The following is a 20,658-nucleotide window of genomic DNA, read 5'->3' on the forward strand; positions in this document are numbered from 1 at the left end:
CAAAAATGCATAATCAATCGTAATCATGTATAAAAAAATAGTCGCAAAAGTTTCAATAAACTTGAGCGACTATAACTCATTTTTTAGCGTGCATCTCTTTGATTATTCAATTCATTAATGTCTACAACTACATTATCCATACGTTTTGCTGTATCTTTAAGTACATTTCGTGCAACATTATTACTTGGATCGAGTTTTAGAATACGCTTAGCGACATCAAACGCCTTTTTATCCGAAATAACTGGCTCAGGAATAGCATGAAGTAATAACATTTGTAATAAACTCTTTACTTCATTTCCGTCAGTAAGTTTTATGGAAGAATCTGCATGATAATATGCTGAATCTAGTGCGCCCTCATATTCACTTAAAGGATAAACAAGTAAAAGGAATGCTAAATCATGTAATTCTGATGATTCTTCTACCTTAATCATATCTAGAATACATGTATAAAACATCATACTCTCTACTTCATGAGCACTAGAGATGTATGCTTCTTCAAATTCCATAAAATCTGTTTCGGACATTAACTGTCTAACTAGTTCAAACTCGCCATTCAATACATGTTTTTTTATAAGATGTTGCATGGCAATGTCCTCCTATTGTCCAGATTTTATATAACAATTATTATTATAATACCATAATTACCTTTAAATTTCATTTAAAAAATGATTCTCAACGTTTTGGACCGTAAAATTACAATATATTTTCAAACACTTTTTCTTTATATGTATACGTCTTATAATAGCAATAATAAATGTATAAATGGTGAACTTTAAAAATCATTGTGGTTCACGTGTTAAATTTTTTTCAAACTATGGTTATGATACTAAAATACTCTATAGGCTTATTAATATAAAAAATGCTCAAAACAATTATCATTTTGAGCATTTTTTAATATAATCATATTTTATCAATAAGACTGTATTCATTTAATCATGAATAGGTCTGACAGAATAAATCGTAAGTAACTAAAATTGGTTTCCCTGTTCTCGGATCTATATCTAAAACACCATCAATATTAAATACCTTTTCTAGAATGTCCTTAGTTAACACTTCCTCAGTTTGACCCGTCGCAACAATATCTCCAGCTTTCATCGTAATGAGATGATCTGAGAAGCGTATTGCTTGATTAATGTCATGTAAAACCATCACAATAGTGCAACCTTCTTCTTCGTTGAGCTTTTTGACTAAATTTAATATTTCTAATTGATGACAAATATCTAAATAAGTTGTAGGTTCATCTAAGAAAATAATATCAGTACGTTGAGCTAGTGCCATTGCAATCCACACGCGTTGTCTTTGTCCACCACTTAAATCATTTATAGTACGATGACGAAATTCACTTGTACCTGTAACTGACAGTGCCCAGTCAATTTCTTTTTTATCTTCTGCAGTTAAACGACCAAATCCTTTTTGATGTGGAAAACGTCCATAAGAAACAAGTTCTCCCACAGTAAGTCCATCTGGGACCTCTGGTGATTGTGGTAAAATCGCTATTTTTTTAGCTATTTCTTTCGTAGATGTGGCATGAATACTCTTACCATCCAAATTAATTCTACCTTCTTTAATTGACAACAGTCTAGATAACGCTTTCAATAAAGTTGATTTCCCACACCCGTTAGGTCCAATAATAGAAGTAACCTTTCCATCAGGAATTGCGACATCCAAATTATTAATAATCGTAGAATCACCATAGCCAATTTTCACTTGTTCACCACTTAAACGACTCATAATAATTCCCCTACTTTCATTCTCTAAAATCTTGCTTTATATATAGTAAAAACATTGTTATTGATTAAGTTATTCACTCATTATCAGTCACAAACTGGTAATTGATAATCATTATCATAGTTTTTATTATAACATCTCTTCTATATTATGACTAACAATTATTTTCACTAGGTTATATATCATACTCGTAAATGAGCAGCAGTAAATTAAGTGAGTAGTATTGGCCATAATAGATAAGTAGGGAACTGTATAATAATAAAAAGCCCAAAATGGCTTTAACTAAGTAACCATTTTAGGCTTCACTTTAAAAAGTGTCTTACATTTTAGCAACTTTCTAACTTTATAACATATTGAAATTTTACTCATCTAACAAAAAACCATTACCATATACATCACGAACGTCATGAATAACTAAAAAGGCATTTTCGTCAATATTTTTGATAATTCGTTTAGCACGGGAAACTTGTGTTTTAGAGATGACGACGTAAAGTACATCTTTTTCTTCTCTAGTGTAATAACCGTGTCCATTTAATATTGTTAATCCTCTTCCAACTTGCTGATCAATAGCTTTTGCTACCTCATTCGGGCGACTAGATATAATAGTCATTGCTTTTTTAGTATTTAATCCTTCTATAACAAATTCCATCACTTTTGTACCTATATATAAAGACATAACTGTAACTAAGCACTTCGCCAAAGGAATTTCTGTCAATGAAATAAGCACAACGATAAGGTCAAAGAATAACAAAGCGTATGGCGTACTAATATCTAAATATTTATTAACAATTCTCGCAAGAATAACCGTTCCAGCAGTTGTTCCCCCTGCTAGAACGATAATACCAATTCCTAAACCAACACAAGTCCCACCAAACACAGCATTAATTACAACATTCCCAGTTTCTACATGCCATGTTTCAGTTAAACTTAGAAAGATTGAAATGAGTACTGTAGCAAAAATAGTTAAATATGTACTACGTTTGCTCAAATATTTATAACCCACAATAATTAAAATAGCATTTAAAACAAAATTGGTTATTGCCGGTGAAATATGAAAAGCATAATATAATACGATGGCTATACCAGTGACACCACCCTCACCCAAATTCCCTGAAATAACAAATGCATTGATACCTGCAGAGAAAATAAATGAACCTATAATAACTAAAATGATATCTCTGATAGTTTTATTCACTCAATCACCCCTAAAACTTTGTTTAATTATTAAAATGTTAGCATAAGGTAACTACTTACTACAATAAAATTTCAAATAAATATATGATTTAAAAAAACTACTTCACATATCATAATATTCGTAATTATAAAAATATGTCATCTTAAACGTACTAAAATAGAAATTCAACACATCCGATTTCGAACAAATTTAAATATTCTGAATTTTTAATTTACTTATACGCCTAGGTCTGCTATAATAATTTTAACTTCTTGAAAGAGAAGTTATCTCCTTTGTGTTGTTTATAGTAACAAAACAAATTTTGCTCGAAGTACTGTGACAGTACCTAGTCCTTACCGTTACAAGTACATTAATATTCATTTCCCATAAAAGCCAAGTATAAAAAGTGTCTCCTCACTTTTATGCTTGGTTTTTATCATTTTAGAAATTCGTAAATCAATTCGTCAGCTTTCTACAAAATTAAAAAGCACACGACTCATCTAATTACAAAATAGAATGAGTAGCGTGCCTATATATATTAAAAATCTAATAAGTAAATTACCAAGCAAATAATCCAACAAATGCAGCAGTAAGTAAGGATACTAAAATTCCTGCTAACAACATCATCGGTACATATTTGGAAACAAAATCCGACGTTTTCTTATCAACTATACCTTTCAATGTACCTATAATCATTCCAATAGTTGAAAAGTTTGCAAAAGAAACTAAAAATGTTGATATAACTGCTCTATGATGAGGCGTCATTGCATTGACTTGATTAGAAATTTCACCCATCACAATAAATTCGTTTGTTACAATTTTCTTCGCCATTTGTTTTGCTACTTCCCACGCTTCATTAAACGGTAAACCTAATAGTAAAGCAAATGGATACATGAAAACGCCTAAGATTTGATCAAGACCAAAGCTACCTTTGACACCAATACCATTAGCAATAAGATGTGTGATTAAATGAATCAATCTATCAATTAAGTCAGCCAAAGCTACAAAACTAATGACAAATGCAATGATAATTAATACAAGCTTTCCAGCTGCTAAAACTGAATCTCCAAGAAATGAGAAAAATGGTTGTCTTTCAGTTTGGTGATCTCTTATGCTATACACGACATCTTCTTGTTCTTCAACTGATACAGGGTTCAAAATACAAGAAACTATAATTGCGTTAATAATATTAAGTGGAATTGCCGTCAATACAAGTTCTCCAGGTATCATTTGCACATAAGCGCCCACAATTGCTCCTGAAACTGAACTCATAGACATCATCGCAATAGTTAGTACCCGCATCTCATTCATGCGTTTAAGCTGTTCACTAGAAACAGCAAGAGCCTCAGTATTACCTAAGAACATCATTTCAACACCAAAAAATGATTCAAACTTAGGTTGGCGTGTAACTTTAGCAAGTACCCAACCAATACCGCCAATGATTTTTGGAAGTATATTAAAGTACATAAGAATGTCAAATAATGGTACAACTAATAAAATAGGGAAGAGCGCGCTTACTGCCATGTCCATCATTTTATTAGACGTGAAGCTTTTAAATGCAAATCCAGTACCCTCATGTGCGGATTCTATAACCCATGCTATACCGTTAGCTGCTCCTTTAACCCCTGTTCTTCCCCATGGAAAATATATAAAGAACCAAGCTAAAAACAAATTTAAAATAACCAAAATAAAAATAGATTTCCATTGTATATTCTTCCTATTTCTAGAGAAAATAACTCCTATACCTAGGAAAATAAATAACCCAATGATATTAACTAATAAAAACATTTGGCACCTACCTATATGTATTTTTATACTTTCATGCATTGATTATGCAATCCTGTAAGACTATCAATATGTCATTCTATGTATTTTGTTAATGGTGAACAATGATGAACAACAAAAAAATGAAAGCGTTTGTTTTACGTACTATGTTTCTATACAAACCCCAAAAGTTCTTTTAATCTTACAAAAGTTATTATACCACGTGAAAAATAGGGTTAAAATGACATTTTTACAAAACTTACATAAAAAAACACGCCCTTCCACTCATTTATTAGGGCGTGATTAATATTAATCTGATAATTTTTGAGATGTAACAAAATGTCTGTATTTATCATGACTTGCCATCAATTCATGATGTGTTCCTTTACCGGTAACTTCACCTTTATCAATAAATACAATTTGACCAGCTTTTTTTATAGTCGAAAGTCGATGAGCAATAACTACAGTAGTTCTGCCTTCCATAAGGGTTTCAAGTGCTTCTTGAATTTTTAATTCACTTTCGCTATCTAGGTTCGCTGTCGCCTCGTCTAATAACAAAATATCAGGATTTTTAACAAAACTTCTAGCGATATCTATTCTTTGTCGTTGACCACCTGATAATTTGAGTCCACGCTCACCAACCATCGTGTCGTAACCTTCGTCAAACTGCATAATAAAATCATGACAATTAGCAAGCTTAGCATACTCTATTAACTCTTCATCATCAACTTTTCTATTAATACCATATAAAATATTATCTCTTATCGTTCCACTCATCATCGAATTAGATTGCATAACATAACCAATTTTTGTACGCCACTTTGAAAGTGGAATATCAAAAATACTTTGATTACCGTATTTAATATCTCCACGTTCAATATCATACATGCGCTCAATTAAATTAAAAATCGTACTTTTACCTGAACCAGAAGGTCCTACAAACGCGCTCACTTCACCTTGTGGAATACTAAATGACACATCTTCCAAAATCTTTTTAACGTCATATTTAAAATCCACGTGCTCAAATACTAATTCGCCGTCGATGATCGTAACGTCTTTAGATTCTGACAAAGCTTCAGTAGGTTCAATAGGCTCTTGCATAATTTCATATATACGACTGCTCGCACCCACAGCTTTTTTATAATCCGTAACTAGTGTCGATAAGTTAATCAGTGGCATAGATAACTGGATTACATAAAATATCATAGCAATAAGAGTTCCGGGAGTAATTGCTCCAGTACCTATTTCTAATGCACCGAAACCTAAAATAATCGCAATAGTTAATAGCATAACAACACCAGAAATGGGCTGCACGACTGCTGATATTTTAGCCTGTTTTAATCCTAATCTATATATTTTTTTAAGATTTGTATGCGCATTATCTAACTCTAAACGCTCAGTATTAGATACTTTAACTAAACGCATTTCGGTAAGCACTCTACCTAATAATCCACTGAAGTTCGCAATTTCAGATTGCGTATTGGTAGATATTTTTTGCATCACACGTCCGAGAGGAACGATGATTAAAATAAATACAGGAATAGTAATAAATGTTAATAAAGTTAATTTCCAATCCATGATAAATAGCATGACTAATGAACCTATTAAAGTTAAAACAGAAGGCAATAAATTAGGTAGCTTTTGTGAAATAAATTCATTAATCACTTTTGTATCATCTGTTAGACGACTCATTAATTGGCCACTTTCATTTTTATCAAAGAACGGCATTTTTAATTGAATAATATGTTCCCACAATAATGAACGAATCGCATAAATAATCTTTTCACCAATTTTACTTAACAAATATAGGCCTATACCGCTAAGTAATGCATTAACTAAGAAAATCGAGCCAAATATAGCTATCATTCCCCAATTAATGCTACTGACGGAAAATTTATCAACTAAACGTCCAGTGAATAATGGTACTAATAAACCACTTAAACTTCCCAACGAAGTAATGATAACCGCTGCAATGATTAACCCATATGGCCATGAGAGTTTTTTAAATAAGAAAAACAAAGGGTTTTGTTCTTTCATAGTTATACCTCGTCTTTATATTCATATTTGATCTTGCTTAATCTTGTAAAATTTCACTTCATCCCAATTCACAAAATATATAACGATTGCTTATTTATCAGTCTTTTAAGCAAATTTATATGATACCCAAAATGTTGCAAACTATGTAATTTTAACATTCAACTTCTCATGTACGTAACTATGTTCTTCGTAGTTGATATTATAACATTTTTTATCAGAACACACGCAAAAGATTGTTTAATAGTACAAAAAATTGCACGTCATCTTATTTTTATTTTCTGTCACCGTTCTGTGTTGAAAAGTACTAACGAAATATTTACTATGGTTCAATATTTCTACGAATAATCGATTTTATCCGAATCAGCTACACATAAGACCTAAAAATATTAAAATAAATGTGATGAAATTTAACATATTTAAAAATGATAATACGTGATACCAATATGAGGATTCAATTTATCAAACTCACTATCATGTATATGTTTTATGACTTTATTGATACAAAATTAACTAATGCACTTACATCCACACACATTCGAGAAAGATGAGGTTGATATATTATCAATATAGAAAAAAGTAGCAAGATATTTTCTCATTAAATAATATCTTACTACTGTTCTCATAGATTTATGTCTTCAACTTTATTAAATAATATATAAGCATCTCGAATTACAGAATGTTTGATTTTAAATATAAAACCTGAGACATCTATCATTATCTCAGGTTTCATTTACATATTAGCAATCGATGACTAGATAAAAATAAGTTTATATCAACCTTTTTCAACTCTAGTTCACATTAATTTAAAGAACAATTCTTTCTTATCTCTCTTTTCGAGATTAAATGTTCAATAGTGTCATAAATACTCTTAGTTATTTTGTATCTTTTCCGTATAATTCTTGCTTGATTTTGGTAGTTGAGATGCCTTCTGTGCGGTTAAGATAAATGACTTCACACTTATCTTTAAGGAAATCAAATTCCCCTTCCCAATCATGACCCATCACAAAAACATCAACATCAAAACGATCAACATCTTTTTCTTTCTGTCCCCATCCTTCTTCAGGGATAACTAAGTCTACGTATCTAATAGACTCTAACATCATCTTACGTTGTTCATAATCGTAATATGATTTTTTGTTTTTGATTTGGTTGAATTCATCAGTAGAAAGCGCAACGATAAGATAATCCCCCATCTCACGAGCTCTTCTAAGTAATTCAATATGACCATAATGAAGCAAGTCATATGTACCATAAGTAATGACTCTTTTCATGATACGAAATTCTCCTTAACTAAAAATTTAATAAAAATTTATAATCTTAATGTATCATAAATATTTTGAGCATGCCATTAATACTATATTAGATACTAAACATAAATAAATTTAAAACTTACTTCAAAGAAAAGTTATTTTTTAAAAATTCTTTTTAGTGATTCTTTACCAGAAAAAGATATCTTTTTAGGTATAACTTGAAGTTTAAAACGAATTAAGCCTGGTCTGCCAATTCCAACCTCACTAAGTGCCTTTTTCCATTGTAAGTAAAAAGGCTTTGTCCAATGTGTTGCACTCTGTTCAACAGCTCTAACAATTCGAAACATAGCCTCTCCCGAGTAATGTGTATGCTGCATAGCTTTCATATAAGCTATAACACTTTCAAGCAAAGATTGCGTCATTTTGTTATTTTTCTTTAAATGCGCTTGTATTAAGTAACTTACTATGAGGTTATCCATTCGATAACTATAGTAGATTTTTTCGTCTAATAATAATAGTAATTCCATCACGCGTTGACGAACTTTTAACGCATCACTCATATAAGGTAAAAATGTATCAGCACGTTGCGCTGTTACTGATCCTTCTCTCTCATTATAGCCATATACAATGTTAGGTATAAGTTGAATATCTCGCGCTTTAGAGAACGCTTTGACAATAAAGGTATGTTCTTCACAGAAAACGACATCTTCATCAAAACGTAATCCGGCATACTTCGTGCTAAATAATTTTGCTCCAGGTCCTATCGATTGTAAAATATCCGGTTTACGATCAAGTGTGACAATCGCATCTTTCACCATAGATTGATGGGTCGAAATGACTTGCCATTCGCCGTTAACTTCTCTGGCCATTTGACCGATAACAATATCGGTTTCTTTGTTTTTCTTAAAAGCATCCACCATTAAATCAATCCTACTAGGTAAAAACTCATCATCTGCGTCTAAAAATAAAAATGCATCAACATCTTCAGACATAGCTTCTAAGCCAACATTTCTACTTCGAGCTGCTCCTTGATTACTCTGATGAATGACTTTGATGTGAGGATGTTTTTGTTGTAGTTCTGTTAGTACATGTTGTGTTTGATCAGTTGAACCATCATTGATACAAATAATCTCATAAGGCACACTAGTATCAACTGAGAGTATGGCCCGTTTAATCGTTTCTTCAGCGTTATACACTGGAATAATTATTGCTAATTTCATTATTTCACCAACTTATTAATAAAATGGACTAACTGGTTAAGACTATCTTTTGAATTATATTGATGCCAATCATTAAATAAAGATTGAAATTGCTCATCGTTATCATGTAGCGCTTGTATAATTGACTCTTCATTACTCATTTTATACCGTTCAGGAATTGCATAATAAAATTCATTCAATCCTCTTACTTTTTCATATTGTTGTTCATCATAATTATAAATAAGTGTCGGTTTATTAAGTGCACTTGCTTCAATAGGTAATGAGCTATAATCACTTATAATAATATCCGCCATAATTAACAATGAGGTGACATCGATTGAATGAGCAGTTTGACAATCAACAGTCGAAGGATGCAAATGACTCAATAACGTATAATTCGGCAAGTGCCGTTCAAAGTTTTCTTTATCAATAGTACGTTGTGCTACTTGACCTTCTCTATAGGTCGGAACATATACTGCGAGTTTATTTGTAATATGATATTTCTTTTTTAATCGTTGTTGTTCTAACTTAAGATTACTTCTAAAGTATTGGGTCAGTCTTGGAAGTCCAAACTTTAACATTTGCGATGGTGATGCATCAAACGATTGTATAAAACATTGAGCCATTTTCTCCCCACCTATCAAATAATAATCGGTAGCATCATAAACTTTTTTGTATTGTCTTACCATAGCCTTGTTTTTTAAATCAACTTGATGATCAGTTAAACCAAAATTTTTAAGAGCACCGGCAGCATGCCATGTTTGAATAACAGTTTGCCCTTTTTTCTTCTGATAGCCACCCATCATTAAATAATACGTATCTAAAATAATAACCTTTGCTTTACTTAATACTTTCATATGTTTCATAATATATTTATTTCCGGCGGGTATAAAATATGCATGATTAATGTTATTAATATCTTTCTGGTATATTTTTTTACCAATAACCGTTACATGGTATCCTTCACTACATAAGGCCTCTATAATAGGCAAAACATCTTGCTTAAAGGTCATCATTATCACAATGTGCTTCGAATTAACATTAAACGGTTTAAAAATCATATTTAAAAGCACAATAGCTAAGATATAAATCTTTTTAATTATCAATCTCATTTTTTCACCATCTTTAAATTTCCAATCATTATATCAAATTATAAACGATACTTACTTTCAAAGAAAATAAAAGCAAATAATTTTTAATTTACTCAAAAATTCTACTAAAAGTCTCGATATTATTAAAAAAGTAGGACTACGAATTCATCTTGAATCCATTGTCCTACCTCATAATGTCAATATGGCATATATTAAATTTGAACTATTTCTAACAACCAGTTATTTAAAAATTTCTTTTTATAAAAAACTAAATCTTTAATAATAAGCTAAATATTAATTCATTTTATGGTAAACCGTTAATAGAACTCTCTTGATTGACACTTTTACAAGAAGTCCGCAAAGTGATCTCTATAGCGTCTATGTAAAATAGAACCTACTATAAAGAATAAGAGAATGATAATAACGTTATATAGCATTAACTTCCAATGATCTATGAAATACCATTGATGGAACAATATTGCTGCTCGGTATGATTCTGCGATAAAATATACTGGATTAAATAACATAATTTGATGAATCAAACCACTTACGCCATGATTTTTTGGCACCCATAAAATCGGAGACATATAAAACAATATTCTCATTAATGCTTGCATAATCATCTGCGTATCTCTAATTAAAATCCCCAAAGTTGATGTTAAAAGTGCCACCGACGATGTTAGTAAATATGCAAAAGGTACATATATAAGTAATTGTACAATGTGAATTGAAGGGATAATTCCATTGCACATACAAGCTATTATAATAATTGCTAATAATCCTAAATGACCATAGAACCTACTTGTTACAATATAAGTAGGAATGATTGAAAGTGGGAAATTCATCTTTGCCACTTGATTGAATTTCTGAGAGATTGATTTAGTCCCTTCTAACACACCTTGATTAATAAAGAACCACATACTTATACCAACTAACAACCAAAATACAAACGGAATGCCATGTATTGGTGCATTGCTTCTAATTCCTAAACCAAAAACAAGCCAGTACACCATGATTTGTAAAGCAGGGTTCAATACTTCCCATGCAATACCCAGATAGTTATTATGATTGGTAATTTTAATTTGGAATTGTGCTAGTCTTTGAATTAAATAGAAGTTTTTGATATGTTCTTTTAAAACCGTTCCAACTGCGAACATTAAACTTAACCACGCTTTCTCCTATAATAGATTATCTATCTATTGTAAATCATTAATAGTTTCTCTTTAATTTGATTCATTGAGTCCATTCTTAAATAATAACATTTAACTGTTTATCATAAGCTCATTATATTATACAATCAATTCAGTTAAAAATTGTTAGAAATTTCGTGTAAGATTGAATTTTAGAAAATGAACCACTTTCTTAACTCACTGTGTTAAATTTATTTTCAATAAAATCTTCTATTCACTTTACACTAGGTTAATAAATTTAACAACTGATGTGTTGTATATTATAATCTATATAAATGTTTATAAGGATGGTACAAAATGAGCGTTTCGGTAAATATTGAAAATTTGACAAAAGAATACCGTATCTATAGAAATAATAAAGATAGAATTAAAGATGCATTAATACCTAAAAACAAAAATAAAACATTTTACGCTCTGGATAACGTAAGTTTAACAGCGCATGAGGGAGATGTGATAGGCTTAGTCGGCATCAACGGTTCAGGTAAGTCTACTTTAAGTAATATGATTGGTGGCTCAATTTCACCAAGTTCCGGTGAAATAACAAGACATGGTGATGTGAGTGTCATCGCTATTAATGCAGGTTTAAACGGACAATTGACAGGTGTAGAAAATATTGAATTTAAAATGCTCTGCATGGGCTTTAAAAGGAAAGAAATTAAAAAATTAATGCCGGAAATTATAGAATTTAGTGAACTCGGCGAATTTATTTATCAACCTGTTAAAAAATATTCAAGTGGTATGCGTGCAAAACTTGGATTTTCAATTAATATTACTGTTAATCCTGACATATTAGTTATTGACGAAGCATTATCAGTAGGCGATCAAACATTTACTCAAAAATGTTTAGATAAAATTTATGAATTTAAAGCGGCTAAAAAAACAATATTTTTTGTTAGTCATAATATTAGACAAGTGCGCGAATTTTGTACAAAAATCGCTTGGATAGAGGGCGGTAAACTAAAAGAATTCGGCGAACTTGAAGAAGTATTACCTGATTATGAGGCATTTCTTAAAACTTTTAAGAAAAAATCTAAAGCAGAACAAAAGGAATTTAGAAATAAATTAGATGAGTCACGTTTTGTCGTAAAATAAATTTGAAGAAAGTAAAACTAAAACATTAAGGGAGTGCAATAAAATTCATCCGAATTGATTGCCTCCCTTTTTTACACTTATTTTGATTTCATTTTATATTTTTGTATTGCTACCTTTAACATAAATTTAGGAATACTTATCATTCTCCCAATGCGTTTCCAATCGATAAGTACACGGTATACCCACTCAATATTTAACTTTCTAAATATTTGAGGTGCCCTTTTCTTTGAGCCACTGAATACTTCAAACGACCCACCTACGCCCATCATTACAGTGTGTTTAAATTTGTCCTTATGCTTTTGAATCCATTGTTCTTGCTTTGGAAATCCCATTCCTACAAAAATGTAATCAGGATTAAAACTTGTTATACGCTTTATGACTGTTTCATCTTCTAGATGAATATAGCCATGATGATGTGCAAAGTGAATATTAGGATATTGAGATTGAAGCTTTTTCTCTGCTGTCTCAATAATTTCATTTTTAGATCCAAGCAGATATACACGCTGATGGCTGACATGTGCTATTTTCAAACATTCTTCAAGAAGTTCTATTCCTGGCACACGCCGTTTTAATGGCTGTTTTAATCGCTTTGAAGCTTTTACTATTCCTGTACCATCTGGAACTACATAATCAGCTTGATTAATTAAATTCCTATATTGCTCATGTTCAGTTGCATAATCCACGATTTCAGGATTAGCAGTCACTATAAATAAATTATCATCTGTATTACTAGATATGAACTGTTTAATATTTTCTACCATTTCCAACATTGTAGTATTATCAAAATTTACACCTAATATGTTAATTTTATTTTTTATTCTTTGGTTTTGATACATATCCAATCCCCACTTTACAACACGTTTAAAATGCATGAATATTTTAACACATGAAAATTTAAACAAAAAATATTTTCTAATCATTTACATCTAAAGTCTAAAGGATATCCATAGTCTTTTCATATATAATTAAATAAAGATGATTTTAACTTTTAAAAATACGAGGTCCACTTATGATTCATATACAAAATTTTATTACTACAACTATCCAATTAAATATCTATCTTATTTTAGTTATTGGACTGCTTTACTTAATCATACACTATTATAGATATAAAGGCTTTAACGCTTTCTTAGATATTTATTTAAATTATATACCGGTACTTACACACGAATTTGGACACGTCTTATTTAACAAACTCGTTGGTGGGAAGGCCAAAGATCTTGTCATTGTGACAAGCCCTCGAGAAAGAAACGTCACTTCACAACAAGGCTATGCCATTACACAATCTAAAGGATACTTAGGTCAGTTCATTACAACTATAGGCGGTTATCTTATGCCACCATTGATGTTTTTAACTGGATTGGTATCTATTCACTATCAATATCCAAGTATATTTATCACTATATATTTACTTATTTTTATATATTATTTCTTTATTACTTCCCGTAAACTATCACCTTTGATTGTCATTATACTCATCTCAAGTTTACTCTATTTAGTATTTAGGCAAGACCATCAATGGTTCATTTATGACATCGTCACATTAAGTTACCATTTTATTTTAGGCGTACTTTTAGGTGAAATATTACAATCATCATGGACGATTTTTCGTCTTACCTTTCAACGACCTAAACCTTCTTGGGATGGCAGTGCTTTAACGGAGATTACTCGAGTACCCACCTTTATCTTTAGTTTGGTATGGATATTATTCAATTTCTATACTGTGTATTTATTAATCAAATACACAATACTATAAATACGATACATAAATTTCATCATTCTATACATTGAATTGGTAATCACATTCTAACAACGAGGCAATGACTTAAAACGCTTATTACAAACACATTTAAATTTTTTCACGAAATTCCAATACCTTAAAAATGCCTAGGAAATTAATCCTAGGCTCTTTTTATCGTTTATTTTTCTGCAAAAATATTCATCGCATTTTCATAGCTTAAAATTGTTACAATATCATTCCTCTTAAGAATAATAACCTTATTGGTATCATCTTTGGATACAACTTCAACTGTATTTCCAATATAAATATCCTTACTTGATAAGTAAACTAACAACTCTGTCTTATCACGAACTCGTCGTACAGTAACACATTCTCCAGGTTCAAAATTGAGAATTGACGTAGTAAAAATTTCTTTATATTGATCACCTCTAGGAATGACGCCTCCATGAGGGCATGTTTTCGGAAAGTTTAAAATCTTATCTAAACGTTCTACAAATAAATCTGATATCCGATGTTCAAGTATTTCAGCTTCTTGATGAACTTCTTCCCAATTATATTGTAAAATTTCTATTAAAAATAATTCTAGTAATCGATGTCGCTTAATGATGTCTAACGTTTGCTTTAATCCTTCTTCAGTTAAACGGGCACCTTTATAGTGTTTTGTTTCAACATAGCCTTCCTTTTCTAAACGACCCACCATTTCACTTACTGATGGTGGTTTGATATTTAAAAATTGCGATAGTTTTTTATTTGATACAAAGGACACGTCGCCATCATTAGTCAAAATTGCTTTCAAATAATCCTCTTTTTCTTCAGTTAACATCGTTTCACCTCACACATTCACTTTATTGTACCATGAATTAACTTGACATGTTAAAACTTCAGGGTATATTATAAAATAAATTAGGTTAACCTAAACTTTTTATTAGGAGGTTTTAATTATTGCTCGAAGTGAATCATTTGAATTTATTTTTGGGAAAAAAGCACATTCTTAAAGATATTACATTCTCATTACCTATAAATGGTGAAATCATTGGTATTGTAGGACCTAATGGTGCCGGTAAATCATCTCTTCTCAAAGCATTTATTGGAGAATTTAAAGCGACTGGTAAACATACATTATATGATCACCCTATACATACACAGCTTAGATATATTACATATATCCCACAAAAAGCACATATTGATTTAGATTTTCCTATAAAAGTGGATCAAGTGATACTATCAGGATGTTATGAAGACATTGGATGGTTTAAAAAAGCAAGTGTAGTTGAAAAAACGAAACTTAACCAATTACTGAATGATTTAGAACTCGACCATATACGCCATCGGCAAATTGCAGAATTAAGTGGTGGACAATTACAACGTGTTCTTGTTGCAAGAGCACTTATGAGTAATAGTGATATTTATTGTTTAGACGAACCTTTTGTTGGCATCGACATTTACAGCGAACAACTGATTATGAAGAAAATTAAACATTTAAGACATATGGGTAAATTGATTTTAATTGTTCATCATGATTTATCAAAAGCAGATCAATATTTTGATCGCATTTTATTATTAAATCAATCGTTGCAATTTTTGGGGCCAACAAAAGAAGCCCTATCATCTAAACGATTAAATGCAACTTTCATTAATTACAAAGATGATTCGCTTTTAACACTATCCTCACAAGGGAGTACGAATTAGATGTTAGATTTCTTTAACCATTTACTTAGTTATCAATTTTTAAACCGTGCATTAATCACATCTATTTTAGTTGGGATTGTATGTGGGACGATGGGTAGCATTATTGTTTTACGCGGTCTTTCTTTAATGGGTGATGCCATGAGTCATGCTGTTTTACCAGGTGTTGCTTTATCTTTCTTATTTAATATTCCAATGTTTATCGGGGCACTTGTAACAGGAATGCTTGCAAGTTTGTTTATTGGTTTTATTACTTCAAACAGTAAAACAAAACCAGATGCTGCAATAGGAATTAGTTTCACTGCATTCCTAGCATCTGGCGTCATAATTATTAGTTTAATCAATAGTACAACAGATTTATATCACATTTTATTTGGTAATTTATTAGCAATTACGCATCAATCATTTTGGACAACAATTGTCATTACTGTATTAGTTATTTTACTTATTATTATCTTTTATAGACCTTTAATGATTTCAACATTTGATTCAACTTTTAGTCGTATGAGCGGTCTGAACACAACAATAATTCACTACTTTGTCATGTTATTACTCGCACTTGTGACTGTTGCGAGCATACAAACAGTTGGAATCATCCTTGTAGTTGCTTTACTAATTACTCCAGCATCTACAGCTTTTTTAATCAGTAAACAACTTTATACCATGATGGTAATTGCAAGCATAATCAGCGTGATAAGTTCGATTATCGGTCTATATTTTAGTTATATATATAATATTCCAAGTGGAGCAACTATTGTAATCTGTACCTTTATGATTTATATTGTAACGCTATCAATCACTAGAATTAAAAATAAACAAAAAAGGAGCGCTTTAACGTGAAAAAAATTCTCGCTTTAGTAATAGCATTTTTAATTATCCTTGCCGCGTGTGGGAATCAAAGTAACCATGAACATCACTCACATGAAGGAAAATTAAAAGTTGTAACTACAAACTCTATTCTCTATGACATGGTTAAACGTGTCGGTGGAAATAAGGTCGATGTTCATAGCATCGTTCCAGTAGGACAAGACCCACATGAATATGAGGTTAAGCCTAAAGATATTAAAGCATTAACAGATGCTGACGTTGTATTTTATAATGGTTTAAACCTAGAAACTGGAAATGGTTGGTTTGAAAAAGCACTTGACCAAGCAGGAAAATCAACAAAAGATAAAAGTGTGATAGCAGCATCAAATAATGTTAAACCAATATACTTAAATGGTGAGGAAGGTAACAAAAACAAACAAGATCCTCATGCATGGTTAAGTTTAGATAATGGAATTAAATACGTAAAAACAATACAAAAATCACTAGAACATCATGATAAAAAAGATAAGTCTACATATGAAAAGCAAGGGAATGCATATATATCAAAATTAGAAGAACTTAATAAAGATAGTAAAAATAAATTTGATGACATACCCCAAAATCAACGTGCCATGATGACAAGTGAAGGTGCATTTAAATATTTTGCTCAACAATTCGATGTTAAACCAGGTTATATTTGGGAGATAAACACAGAAAAACAAGGTACACCTGGTCAAATGAAACAAGCTATTAAATTTGTTAAAGATCATCATTTAAAACATTTATTAGTTGAAACGAGCGTAGATAAAAAAGCTATGCAAAGTTTATCAGAAGAAACTAAGAAAGATATTTATGGTGAAGTATTTACCGACTCTATAGGTAAGAAAGGTACTAAAGGGGATTCATACTATAAAATGATGAAATCTAATATTGATACAATACATGGTAGTATGAAATAACATGGTAAAAATAGCCCTAAATGATATGTTAATAAGACCGGATTCGTTTTGAATTCAGTCGCTAATGGCAACGAAGACTATAGTTGAAACAACTTATTTCAAGCCAACTTTCAACTCAGTCATCGTCTGCCATTATATTTAAACATTTTGAGCAGAGGATTACTTCTTTATACTCATCATACTATATAACTAGTAGTCCCATATCGTGTGGTTTTATATTACCCTCCTATAATATAAACAACATCTTTTACACACGATATGGTGGTATTAGTTAGCTGTACATTATCATAAATAAACTGAAGCCCCACCCTCTCCGTAAATGGTGCTTTAAATAATGATGATGTACCAATACATTACTTCATATTTTTGAGCGATAAGTATGAATAATGTATATACAATGAATATCTAATTACTTGTGTCATTAATTGTAATTAATATTTATAAGTTCTATTCAATTTTTGAATAGTTACTAAAGCCACAAATAATCACTCAGTTATCTCCGTGGTATCCATTATCCTCCCCATGGAGACGTTAGTTGCACTAATCAATTGATATTAGTGCAACTTTTTCATTTTAAATAAAATTTCAAACTACATGAATGCGATCTATACAAATATGTTTAACCGAACAATATATTCTAAGCAACCATATCATTTAAAATGATAAAAGCTTCCAAATCAACTTTAGTTTAAGAAGTCATTTGGAAGCTTTGCTTATATATTATTTTTTATTCATTATGTCATACTATCTACAATAACCATTTCATCATAATTAATGGATTCTCTTAATTTTAATGCAGTACCTTCTGTTATCTCATCATTTTCAATTAGTTCTCTTAGAATACGACGTTGTTCTCTTAAAGCATTTAATTTAATTTTGGTAAGTGTATCTTCATGTCTGGAATTAAAGAAGTTGTTCGGTGTTAAGTTATCTATTCTCATCAGATATCCATCGCAAATCATACCTACTTCTAGTTTATTATCAGTAGTAGCTTCTTGGGCTAAACGACTTACGACGTTATAATGAACAAGCTTATTGATTTTACCCAATTCTAATAAGTTATCAGTAACACTAAGAGATGATGCTGAATTAATTTTTGTTTTTACACGACGTTTCAATAGCATTCCTCTTAAACCAACAATAATACGTCTTAATAACGAAGCTTGTTTATACACTTCTGTTCGTTCAGCATAACGCATATAGTTTTCAAGAACACTCTCAGTAATTTCGCCATCATCAACCAATTTCTCTAGCGTTTTTGTTTCTACGTTAAATGCAATCTTTTGAAGTCGTTCTAGTTCTTTGGAGTTTTCATCTTCCTTTTCAACCGTTTTTAAAAATGTGAGTTTATCGTGGTAATCTTTAATGACGTTTCCATAACGGTAACTCGTTTCAAACGTCGATTTTTGATTTAGATAATCGATAACATGTTCTAAAATGTAGATTCTCGCCTCTTTAAATGACATATTACCTATCTTCACTTTAGGGCTATCAGGCGTTACTAAAGGAAGAATGACTTGTGCAATAATTAAACTTAATATTACCATTCCGGAAGCAATAAATAATAAATCATTTCGATAAGCAAATGTTTCATGATTTGCTAATAAATATGGCAAGGTTAAGGCGATTGCGAGTGAAATTGTTCCATGCACACCACATAGAGTCATGATTAGTGCATATAAGCTACGCTTAGGTTTACTCTCAGTAACTTTATCTTCATCATTTTTAGAAATCATTTTTTGGAATGGACTGACAGATAAATAGAAATAAGGATAAAGTACATATACCCACACAAATCTAAAGAGATACACCGCAAGAGCGACTAGCAATGTGATGACGATTAAGAATAATAAATTATGCGGTTCAGTTTTAATAATTTTCACTATTACCTCTGGTACTAAAAAACCTAAAATTGAAAACACAAAACCATTTAAAACGTAGCCTAAAATACTCCATGTGTGATTATAGCTCATCTGTAGTTGTGTTCTCGTTTGAGCTATACGGTCACGTTCAAATCCATGCACGAGTCCCGCAACTACTGCTGCAATAATCCCTGATGCATGGAATAATTCAGCAATCAAATAAGTGACAAACGGCGTCAGCAATTGTATAAATGTAAACATGTTAATGTTCTCAATGCCACGTCTCATTAATGTTAAACGAAATCTAACTAAAGCCATACCTATAAGTAGGCCGACAATAGCACCTCCGATAGAGGCAATCAAAAATTGTTGAATCGCATCAAAAATGGAAAAAGTTCCAGTAATCAATACACCAACGGCAATTTTAAATGAAATGATACCTGCAGCATCATTAAGTAAAGATTCACCTTCAAGAATGGTCATTGAACCTTTTGGTAAAACCTTACCATTCGTGATTGCTTGTACAGCAACAGCGTCTGTAGGACAAAGGATAGCTGCAATTGCGAAAGCAGCACCTATAGGTAATTCAGGCCAAATCCAATGAATAAACAGTCCTACGCCTATAACAGTAGTTATAACAAGACCTAGAGCCATCATCATAACAGGTTTGATATACTTCCTTAAATGTACTCTTGAAACATTAACACCCTCAACGAATAGTAATGGTGCGATCAATGTAACCATAAATAATTCAGAATCAAAATTGAATTCAACTGGAATGGGAGTGAGGTATAAAATCATCCCAAGAAAAATTTGGATAAATGCAAGAGGTACTTTAGGTATGAAAGTATGTACAAAGGAGCTCACAATAACTAGTGCGACAAATATGAGTAGAGTTTCAAATATCTCCACACTTTCACCTCTTTATTAATTTTTAATTGCAAACTTAGTCATCAAAACAATAAAAAGTTGCGAGGTTATCTACTGCAACACTGAAGAAGTGAAATAATAACAATAAAGTCATTCCTATAAGGACATAACTATTAACACTCAATCATGCCACAAACATACTATTCAA

General features: G+C 31.1%; 17 protein-coding genes. 5 read left to right on the top strand and 12 right to left on the bottom strand.

The window, feature by feature from the left end; translation table 11 throughout:
- Positions 1-83 precede the first annotated feature (83 nt).
- The 9 genes from HMPREF2897_RS04300 to HMPREF2897_RS04340 form a co-directional block, all read right to left on the bottom strand.
- Positions 84-584: a hypothetical protein gene (locus tag HMPREF2897_RS04300; protein ID WP_001832127.1), complete on the bottom strand. Its 501-nt coding sequence runs from the start codon at positions 582-584 to the stop codon at positions 84-86.
- Positions 585-933: 349 nt separating this feature from the next.
- On the bottom strand, positions 934-1,731 hold the full coding sequence (locus HMPREF2897_RS04305) for an ABC transporter ATP-binding protein (protein ID WP_002445840.1): 798 nt from the start codon (positions 1,729-1,731) through the stop codon (positions 934-936).
- 358 nt (positions 1,732-2,089) lie between these two features.
- On the bottom strand, positions 2,090-2,923 hold the full coding sequence (locus HMPREF2897_RS04310) for a YitT family protein (RefSeq protein ID WP_002457541.1): 834 nt from the start codon (positions 2,921-2,923) through the stop codon (positions 2,090-2,092).
- Between the two features lie 537 nt (positions 2,924-3,460).
- Positions 3,461-4,690: a NupC/NupG family nucleoside CNT transporter gene (locus HMPREF2897_RS04315; RefSeq protein ID WP_070592733.1), complete on the bottom strand. Its 1,230-nt coding sequence runs from the start codon at positions 4,688-4,690 to the stop codon at positions 3,461-3,463.
- Between the two features lie 285 nt (positions 4,691-4,975).
- On the bottom strand, positions 4,976-6,703 hold the full coding sequence (locus HMPREF2897_RS04320) for an ABC transporter ATP-binding protein (RefSeq protein ID WP_002445837.1): 1,728 nt from the start codon (positions 6,701-6,703) through the stop codon (positions 4,976-4,978).
- An 872-nt stretch (positions 6,704-7,575) separates the two neighbouring features.
- Positions 7,576-7,974, bottom strand: a complete 399-nt coding sequence (tagD, locus tag HMPREF2897_RS04325) for a glycerol-3-phosphate cytidylyltransferase (RefSeq protein ID WP_001833002.1) — start codon at positions 7,972-7,974, stop codon at positions 7,576-7,578.
- Positions 7,975-8,108: 134 nt separating this feature from the next.
- Entirely contained in the window at positions 8,109-9,173 is a 1,065-nt protein-coding gene (locus tag HMPREF2897_RS04330) for a glycosyltransferase family 2 protein (RefSeq protein WP_070592735.1), read from the bottom strand.
- Positions 9,173-10,264 (bottom strand): teichoic acid glycerol-phosphate primase TarB, encoded by a 1,092-nt coding sequence (tarB, locus tag HMPREF2897_RS04335; RefSeq protein ID WP_070592736.1) that lies wholly within the window; start codon positions 10,262-10,264, stop codon positions 9,173-9,175. The genes HMPREF2897_RS04330 and tarB overlap by 1 nt, the downstream gene beginning before the upstream one ends.
- Positions 10,265-10,587: 323 nt before the next feature.
- Positions 10,588-11,400, bottom strand: coding sequence for an ABC transporter permease (locus HMPREF2897_RS04340; protein WP_002445834.1), 813 nt, complete (start codon positions 11,398-11,400; stop codon positions 10,588-10,590).
- A gap of 330 nt (positions 11,401-11,730) precedes the next feature.
- On the opposite strand from HMPREF2897_RS04340, the gene tagH reads away from it, so the two are divergent.
- Positions 11,731-12,525, top strand: coding sequence for a teichoic acids export ABC transporter ATP-binding subunit TagH (gene tagH, locus HMPREF2897_RS04345; RefSeq protein WP_001832071.1), 795 nt, complete (start codon positions 11,731-11,733; stop codon positions 12,523-12,525).
- Positions 12,526-12,602: 77 nt separating this feature from the next.
- Here tagH and tarA read toward each other — a convergent pair whose 3' ends face one another.
- Positions 12,603-13,361, bottom strand: a complete 759-nt coding sequence (gene tarA / locus HMPREF2897_RS04350) for an N-acetylglucosaminyldiphosphoundecaprenol N-acetyl-beta-D-mannosaminyltransferase TarA (RefSeq protein WP_002496387.1) — start codon at positions 13,359-13,361, stop codon at positions 12,603-12,605.
- A 173-nt stretch (positions 13,362-13,534) separates the two neighbouring features.
- Here tarA and HMPREF2897_RS04355 point away from each other — a divergent pair, with 173 nt between their 5' ends.
- Entirely contained in the window at positions 13,535-14,281 is a 747-nt protein-coding gene (locus HMPREF2897_RS04355) for a M50 family metallopeptidase (RefSeq protein ID WP_002445832.1), read from the top strand.
- A gap of 163 nt (positions 14,282-14,444) precedes the next feature.
- On the opposite strand, the gene HMPREF2897_RS04360 is transcribed toward HMPREF2897_RS04355, so the two are convergent.
- A complete protein-coding gene (locus HMPREF2897_RS04360; protein ID WP_002445831.1) occupies positions 14,445-15,089 on the bottom strand; it encodes a metal-dependent transcriptional regulator in 645 nt (214 codons plus the stop codon).
- A 119-nt stretch (positions 15,090-15,208) separates the two neighbouring features.
- Here HMPREF2897_RS04360 and HMPREF2897_RS04365 point away from each other — a divergent pair, with 119 nt between their 5' ends.
- The 3 genes from HMPREF2897_RS04365 to mntC are packed head-to-tail and all read left to right on the top strand — an operon-like array spanning position 15,209 to position 17,718.
- Positions 15,209-15,955: a metal ABC transporter ATP-binding protein gene (locus tag HMPREF2897_RS04365; RefSeq protein ID WP_002445830.1), complete on the top strand. Its 747-nt coding sequence runs from the start codon at positions 15,209-15,211 to the stop codon at positions 15,953-15,955.
- Complete coding sequence (locus tag HMPREF2897_RS04370; RefSeq protein WP_002445829.1) at positions 15,956-16,792, top strand: metal ABC transporter permease; 837 nt, start codon at positions 15,956-15,958, stop codon at positions 16,790-16,792. It abuts the gene before it with no gap.
- Complete coding sequence (gene mntC, locus HMPREF2897_RS04375) at positions 16,789-17,718, top strand: manganese ABC transporter substrate-binding lipoprotein MntC (RefSeq protein ID WP_002445828.1); 930 nt, start codon at positions 16,789-16,791, stop codon at positions 17,716-17,718. The genes HMPREF2897_RS04370 and mntC overlap by 4 nt, the downstream gene beginning before the upstream one ends.
- Positions 17,719-18,452: 734 nt before the next feature.
- Here mntC and HMPREF2897_RS04380 read toward each other — a convergent pair.
- Positions 18,453-20,492, bottom strand: a complete 2,040-nt coding sequence (locus HMPREF2897_RS04380) for a cation:proton antiporter (protein WP_002475343.1) — start codon at positions 20,490-20,492, stop codon at positions 18,453-18,455.
- Between the last annotated feature and the right edge of the window lie 166 nt (positions 20,493-20,658).

It is taken from the genome of Staphylococcus sp. HMSC065D05 (assembly GCF_001813195.1).
Taxonomy (GTDB): domain Bacteria; phylum Bacillota; class Bacilli; order Staphylococcales; family Staphylococcaceae; genus Staphylococcus; species Staphylococcus epidermidis.

Excerpts from the sequence above, each read along its gene's own strand:
- tarA (WP_002496387.1), bottom strand. The coding sequence starts at position 13,361 with ATGTATCAAAACCAAAGAATAAAAAATAAAATTAACATATTAGGTGTA.
- HMPREF2897_RS04315 (WP_070592733.1), bottom strand. The coding sequence starts at position 4,690 with ATGTTTTTATTAGTTAATATCATTGGGTTATTTATTTTCCTAGGTATA.
- HMPREF2897_RS04370 (WP_002445829.1), top strand. The coding sequence starts at position 15,956 with ATGTTAGATTTCTTTAACCATTTACTTAGTTATCAATTTTTAAACCGT.
- HMPREF2897_RS04340 (WP_002445834.1), bottom strand. The coding sequence starts at position 11,400 with ATGTTCGCAGTTGGAACGGTTTTAAAAGAACATATCAAAAACTTCTAT.
- HMPREF2897_RS04360 (WP_002445831.1), bottom strand. The coding sequence starts at position 15,089 with ATGTTAACTGAAGAAAAAGAGGATTATTTGAAAGCAATTTTGACTAAT.
- tagD (WP_001833002.1), bottom strand. The coding sequence starts at position 7,974 with ATGAAAAGAGTCATTACTTATGGTACATATGACTTGCTTCATTATGGT.
- HMPREF2897_RS04320 (WP_002445837.1), bottom strand. The coding sequence starts at position 6,703 with ATGAAAGAACAAAACCCTTTGTTTTTCTTATTTAAAAAACTCTCATGG.
- HMPREF2897_RS04305 (WP_002445840.1), bottom strand. The coding sequence starts at position 1,731 with ATGAGTCGTTTAAGTGGTGAACAAGTGAAAATTGGCTATGGTGATTCT.
- HMPREF2897_RS04355 (WP_002445832.1), top strand. The coding sequence starts at position 13,535 with ATGATTCATATACAAAATTTTATTACTACAACTATCCAATTAAATATC.
- tagH (WP_001832071.1), top strand. The coding sequence starts at position 11,731 with ATGAGCGTTTCGGTAAATATTGAAAATTTGACAAAAGAATACCGTATC.
- HMPREF2897_RS04300 (WP_001832127.1), bottom strand. The coding sequence starts at position 584 with ATGCAACATCTTATAAAAAAACATGTATTGAATGGCGAGTTTGAACTA.
- HMPREF2897_RS04330 (WP_070592735.1), bottom strand. The coding sequence starts at position 9,173 with ATGAAATTAGCAATAATTATTCCAGTGTATAACGCTGAAGAAACGATT.
- tarB (WP_070592736.1), bottom strand. The coding sequence starts at position 10,264 with ATGAGATTGATAATTAAAAAGATTTATATCTTAGCTATTGTGCTTTTA.